General features: G+C 75.0%; 1 protein-coding gene. It reads right to left on the reverse strand.

Annotated features, from left to right (window positions below):
* Positions 1 to 164 precede the first annotated feature (164 nt).
* The coding region (locus HMPREF0731_RS20540; RefSeq protein ID WP_007006151.1) for a hypothetical protein at positions 165 to 1,757 on the reverse strand (1,593 nt) is incomplete at its 5' end.

Below are 1,757 nucleotides of genomic sequence, written 5' to 3' on the forward strand. Positions count from 1 at the left end.
GGCGGCCAGGCCCGAGGCCAGCCGGCCGCCGAGCAGGCGGCGCGGCAGGCCGGTCGTGGAGCGTGAGGAGGACATCGGCATTTCCCTGCAAGCGGCCAGGAAAGCCAACCGCCCGGGGCGCCGCGGGTTCGCCCCGCCCGGCACGCGGCCGGGCGGGGGCGGGTTCAGTTCTTGTCGCTGTCGCCGCCCGGCCCCGGATCCTCGGCGGAGGGGCGCACCAGCACCAGGCTGATCGGCCCGGCGCGGCCGATCTGGGTCAGCCGCAGGAAGGAGGGGCGCGGCGTGGGCGCGATGGCCAGGCGCGAGGCCAGCCCCTCGGCATCGTCGTTCTGGCCCAGCACATTGCCCACCCCGTCGACCCACTCCAGCACGCTGTCGCCATCCTCGCCGAGATTGTAGGTCAGCGCGAGCAGCGGGCGGCCGTCATGCGGCAGGGCGAAGTAGACCGCGTCGCGCGGCTCCACCTGCACCGTCACCGCCTCACCCAGCACCAGCGTCGGGCGGCGCGCGGCGGTCTCGGTGTCGCGCGCCGGCTCACTGGTGTCGGCGGCCGCGCTGCCGCCAGCCGGGGCATGACCCTGGCCGGGGCGCCCGGCGCCGCCGCCGCTGCCCTGCACCACCAGCTCGAAGCGGCCGCCGCCGGGGTTGATCAGCGTCACCCGCACGAAGGCGGCGCGCTGCCGGGCGCGGCTGGTGCTGATGCGCGAGGCCAGGCCCTGGCCGCCATCGTCATCCTGCACCAGCACGCGGCCATTGGCGTCGAGCAGCGCCAGCACCGTGTCGGTGTCGCCCTGCAGGTTGCGCGTCTCGATCGTGTAGCGGGCATCCGGCGGCAGGGCGAAATAGGCCGCCTGGCGCGCATCCAGCGACAGCGTCTGGCGGCCCGGCTGCAGCGGCTCGCGCGTGCGGGCGGTGTGCAGGTTGGTGGGGAAGGCGGCCGGCGGGCGCGGCGCCTCGCGGATCAGCAGCAGGTCGAAATGCCCCGGCCCGCGCTCATAGGTGCTGGCGCGCAGCACCAGCCGCCCCTCCGGCGCGTCATAGAGCGGCAGCTCGGAGGCGAGGCTGTTGCCGACATCATCGTTCTCGGCGATGACGGCGCCATTCTCGTCCAGCAGGGCGAGGATGGTGTCGGTGTTGTTGCGCAGGTTGCGGGTGACGGCGACCAGCCCGGCGCGGTCGGCCGGCAGGGCGAAGAAGGCCTGCTGGTTGCGGCGCAGCCGGATGCTGCGCGACATGCCGGGCTCCAGCGGCGGGCGCTCCAGCGCCGCCTGCCGGGTGGTCGCGAAATCGGCGGCCGGCGGCGCGTCGGTCTTGGTCAGCAGCAGCTCGAAATTGCCGCCGGTGTTGCCCAGCGTGCTGGCCCGCAGCAGCGCCACGCGCTGGTCCGGCGCGATCTCCAGGCGGGAGGACAGGTCGGACCCGCCGCCATCATCATCCTCGACCAGCACCTCGCCATCGGCGTCGAGCGCCGCCAGCACCGTGTCGGTGCCGCGGTCGAGGTTGCGGGTGATTACGGTGTAGCTGTTGCCCGCCTCGCCGGCGACGCGGAAATAGGCCGACTGGCCGCGCCAGAGCTGCACGCAGAGCGGCCGGTCGGGGACGATCGGCGGCAGCACCTGGGCCTCGTCGCGGCTGACCGGCAGGCGCTCCGGCATCTCGGAGGTGCATTCATACAGGCCCCGGGTGCGCGGGCGCTCGGCGCCGCGGCCGCCCGGCTTGCGGGCATCGGCCTCGGGCGGGACGGGCTGCGCCTGCGG

It is taken from the genome of Pseudoroseomonas cervicalis ATCC 49957, assembly GCF_000164635.1.
In the GTDB taxonomy this organism is placed as follows: Bacteria; Pseudomonadota; Alphaproteobacteria; order Acetobacterales; family Acetobacteraceae; genus Pseudoroseomonas; species Pseudoroseomonas cervicalis.